Consider the following 4,776-nt stretch of genomic DNA (forward strand, 5'->3'; position numbering starts at 1 on the left):
TATCTGCATGAGCTCCAGTTTTAACAAATGGAACCCAAGAAGGTGCAGGAATGTCTTCATTTTTTAGAGCTGAAGATAGTCTTTTAATCAATATGTCTGCTGGTACATCATAGACCTTTGCCATAGAATGGAAAAATCGAGAATCGTCTTATAAATCATTGAGATATTGGGTCTAGTTTATTCAACATATTTCAGCACAAATTTTTAGATCGGTGATTAATTTTATTAAATTTAATTTAAAAAATACGTAGAAATTATTCATGCAAATTATCAGTATTATCTAAATATCATTTAAGTAAATTCAATTTAGTTGGAATTGTTACCAGACAATAAATCATTGTTGGTCTTAAATTCCAATTTTAATTATCTGATTATACCCTGACTGATGAGAAATTCTATTCCCTTGACAAAATCTCCTTCAGAAATCAAATCATCTGCCCACCATCCAGCATTATTTTTTATCCAAGACGGAATTTCTTTAGAGCCTGTTGATTTTGATTCAGTAACATGAATGTGAATGATATTTTCATTAATCAAAAATTGAATAGATTGAACAAATTCTTGATCACCCATAATTCCATCTGCCCACCATCCAGCATTATTTTTTATCCAAGACGGAACTAATACAGATTTTTCTTTGTTTACATATACAGAATTAAGACTAAAGTCAGATTTTGATGTAAAATATTTTTCAAAATTTCTAGAATCATGACCAATTAAAATTATTTTTAATTGATAGTTGCCATCAGTTGGAATTAAAACAGATTCTTGATAAATTCCATGAGGAGATAAAATGCCAAGATATTTTTCAGATATTCCCATATTGGACCAGATTTCTTTTCCAGAAGAATCAGAAATGCTATATGCAAACAATATATCTTTGACAGACTCATTGTTTGCATCAAAGAAAGAAAATGTAAGTGGGATTTTTTCGCCTGGTTTTGATTTAGAATCCCAAGACATTTTTGCATTAAAACCATTTTCAAACGTTAAATCAAATTCATTTAGATCGATTTGTTCACCAGATAAAATTTCTATTTTTATTGTATCATTATCATTGAGATTTGATTTATTTTTGATTTTCATGAGTTCTTCATGATGGAGATTTATTCTAATAATATTTTCATCAGGATTTGAAATTTCGAAATCAAGATAATTGTCATTAATTTGAATATTATCTACAAAAACATCAATGTCATATCCTGTTTTGAATGGTGAGAAATCTTTTTGGAATAATATTATTTGATTGAGATTAGAATCATGTTGATTTGGGTTCAAATCATATGATATTTCATATGAAATTTTATTTGTTAATTCATCATAATTGAAATTTGAAATTTTGTCGTTGTAAGATTTTATAGATATTGGAGATTCCTGTGCATTTGCGATTTTAATTGGAAATGTTTGTTTTTGTGGAAGATGTAAAAAGGTTTCAAATAATAGATCTTTTGTGGTCATTGTTTTTGGATTGGTTGCTCCTACAATGGAAACTTGAATGCTATATTGGCCACTTTTATCAAAAACAGGACCTTGAATTACAGGCAACGAATCACCTCTTGCATAATAGGCTCCAGCTATGGCATGTTTTTCACCATAATATTTAGTACATTTCCAAAGATTTTCATTTTGGCACAGAGATGTAGGCTTAATTTCTAAATCTAGTTTGCCGTCATCATCGAAAAAATATTCATTGGCAACTAGATTATCTTCGTGAAAAATCTGAATTCTGTATGTAACGCTTTGGATATTTGTATCGGTATCACTGTCAAAGAATCTAACTGATAAATTTGCACTTTTAGAATCACCATAAATAAAATCTTCTGGAGTTAAAATGGTAGTCAGAGCTACTCTTAATCCATCAAAATCTATGGGAGGTGCCAGAGATCCCGAATGATGTTGAGCATATGCGGGAGTTACTGAAATTGTAAATAAGCCAACTAGAATTAACAAAACAATCTTTAAAATCATAATTATATGTATTTTGAAGTTGTTAAAATATCATTGTTAATTATTAAGGTATAATTTTGCGATAAGTATGTCCGCATAAATTACAAGAAATTCTGATCGATTTGACAGATGCTCTTCCTAAACGAACTCGGGAATTTATTCCAGGAGCAATAAAGGATTTACATTTTTTGCAGAAAACCATTCTAAGGTAATACGGCATTCGGATTTTATGTCTAGTACTTATTCTTCTAGCAATGGAAGCTTGCCTTTGAGAAAGTTCAGGGTTTGTCTTTGCATTACTAATTGCATTTTCAATGAGGATTTCCATTCTTTCCATTGCAATTTTTTTTGCTCCTAGTTTCACAGCAGTCTTTGAATCTACACCTAAAAATTGGTTCTCATAGGGTAAAACAATGCAGTCAGCGGGATTCGAACCCGCGTCACAGGGTTGGAAACCCCGAATACTAACCAGGCTATACTATGACTGCAATAGATTGCAAATTTCATTTCCTACATAAAAATGGTTTTTTCATACTCATAGAGCATTCTGGCAATGACAACATGACCTTCAAAGGATTCATCCCCAACTGAATAAAGATCTGTTATTTTATTTTCAATTGAATTAGAAAAATGGCCTTTTTGGAATCCTCCAAGTACTATACAGGTATCATCTGAAATTTCTTTTGCAATTTTTTCATAGGTGCTCTTTGTACCCTGTGTTGAAAAACCAATTACTTTTGATGGATTAATCTCATCAATTAATTGAGAGAATGTTTTTTCTTCAATTTTTAATAAAAAATCATCATCTTTTGCTGTAATTTTTTTTTTCTGAAACAATTTTTCAATGACACCTTCAAACCGGTGATACGATTTAGGAATTCGAACATTTTTTCCGAAGAATATTACTTTGTCATCAAGTGTATGTACAAAAAGTTTCATTTTGTTTTGAAGATATAATGGAATAGTTGTAGCTTCTAGTATTGAAAAATGCACTAGATCAGGTCTACCTCTTTTTAATTCATTTTCAATTCCTTTCATAGCTGCAAAATGCCACGAGTTATCAAGCAAGATTTCTGATGTATGTTTTCCTAGTTTTCTTGCATGTGCAATTATTGATGGATGGTGTTTTAATTCAGTTGGAACAAGTTCTAATGAAGATTCAGATAAGATTAAAGAAATCATTTTAGTTTATCATTTGTATTTGCTTCTTAAATTCATTCCAACTTGATTTGGAATTGCCATTATTATTGATCAATCCAGCATCACAAATGTAATTACTTAATCTTTCAGCAACATGTTCACTACTCCCAAAACCAGAACCTCCAACAGTCAAAGTATCTTCTCCTATAGTAGGAGACTCAACTATACAAGTTCCATCAGGTCTATCATATTGTCTATACCAAGTGAAAAATTCTATTTTAGGTTCATTTTCAGTGTAAAATTCAAAAGATTTTTCTAGAAATTCTGTTTGCATTGCTTCACTTCCTCCAACAAAAACAGAGGTGCTCCAGCTAATCTCAAAAAGTCCTACCTGTTTATCACCTGCTAAATCAAAAATTTGTCCCAATTCTTCTTTTGCTTGTTCAGGAGTTTTTACAATATCATTTAGAGAGTCAACTGGTGAATAAGAAAATGCAATAAAATCACCAATTGCTAAATCAGTTACAACATATTGCAAATTTTTATTCAGAACATCGTGTAATGCAAACGAATTTCCTATTTTTACATCAGGATGTTTTGATTTGATTTTATCATAAACACCATTGAATAGATCTTTGTATACTGGAATATTTTGTTCATAAAATCTGAATTGTGATTCTGTTTGTCCTGCCAGAATTACAGTATCTACAATATCATATCTTGACAATATTTCATCTAAGACGCTAACAACTCTGTCTTCACCTATAGAATTAAGAGACGGTTTTCCAATCCAATTAGGAAAAGGTCCAAGTGTTTCACCATTAATTATGGAAAAATATAGAGTGACTTTGAGATCATTTTTTTCATTCAAACCCATTAGGATATCAGATTGTTTCCAATCAAATTCTCCACGTACAGGTTCTACCAAATTCCAAAATAGATAGACATTGCTTCTTCCAATTCCAGTATCAGAAGCTTTTGAGTAAACCTGATCTAATTCTTGTAATGTTGTGGATTGATTTGGGGAATTAATTACAAGACCAATTTTTTTATTTGTTTGTTGAGTAGAAACGATATCTGAACTAGGTGCAAATGAAATTGTTGCTATTATACCAACGATAATAATGAACACAGATATTACAATACCTAAAAGTTTCTTTTCCATTTTAAATTAAAGTGAAAATACATGTAAAAAAAGTTGTGAATTATCGATCTGTTACGATCAAATAAATCAAAAAGAATTGAGTAAATAAGATGCTGATGAAAACCAAGAATATAAAAAAGAGTCCTGCCTAGGGTATAATGTTACTTACTACTTCTAGGCCAAGACATTGGATTTTTGGTCTTTGATTTCTTTTCATTATTAAGAAAATCAAAGATAGATCAACTTCGACAATTTATCTAGAATCCATCGACTATGGCTTTAATGACTAGCCACATCAAGATTCTCTTGATTAAATTGTCTGTCTTTATCTCAGATAAGTATAATGTTCAAAATACAGATTTACATTCTGTTAGATGGTCAAATGCAGTAGTGGTATATCATTTTTTGAATGTAACATTATCCCGAAGTACAACCACTGTATCCACATTCAATGCAGATACTACAGCCCTCTACGAAAACAAGATTGTTTTTACATGTTGGACATAGACGATCTTCTGAAACCTCTTCAATTTTAGGAGGTTCTA

5 protein-coding genes and 1 tRNA gene are annotated in these 4,776 nt (G+C 30.7%); all 6 read right to left on the reverse strand.

What is annotated here, in order from left to right; genetic code table 11:
- Positions 1 to 124: 40S ribosomal protein S19 (locus OEW78_RS09925; protein ID WP_300324037.1), on the reverse strand; the 124-nt coding region annotated here is incomplete at its 3' end.
- 239 nt (positions 125 to 363) lie between these two features.
- Positions 364 to 1,968: a peptidase gene (locus tag OEW78_RS09930; protein ID WP_300327137.1), complete on the reverse strand. Its 1,605-nt coding sequence runs from the start codon at positions 1,966 to 1,968 to the stop codon at positions 364 to 366.
- Positions 1,969 to 2,011: 43 nt separating this feature from the next.
- Positions 2,012 to 2,311, reverse strand: coding sequence for an RNase P subunit (locus tag OEW78_RS09935; protein WP_300327138.1), 300 nt, complete (start codon positions 2,309 to 2,311; stop codon positions 2,012 to 2,014).
- A gap of 50 nt (positions 2,312 to 2,361) precedes the next feature.
- Positions 2,362 to 2,435: transfer RNA gene (locus tag OEW78_RS09940), tRNA-Gly, on the reverse strand.
- Between the two features lie 22 nt (positions 2,436 to 2,457).
- Positions 2,458 to 3,129 (reverse strand): ribosome biogenesis protein, encoded by a 672-nt coding sequence (locus OEW78_RS09945; protein ID WP_300327139.1) that lies wholly within the window; start codon positions 3,127 to 3,129, stop codon positions 2,458 to 2,460.
- Position 3,130: 1 nt separating this feature from the next.
- The gene (locus OEW78_RS09950; RefSeq protein WP_300327140.1) at positions 3,131 to 4,252 is read right to left on the reverse strand and encodes a hypothetical protein; all 1,122 of its coding nucleotides are present in this window, start codon (positions 4,250 to 4,252) and stop codon (positions 3,131 to 3,133) included.
- Positions 4,253 to 4,776: the final 524 nt, after the last annotated feature.

This window comes from Candidatus Nitrosopumilus sp., assembly GCF_029882185.1.
In the GTDB taxonomy this organism is placed as follows: domain Archaea; phylum Thermoproteota; class Nitrososphaeria; order Nitrososphaerales; family Nitrosopumilaceae; genus Nitrosopumilus.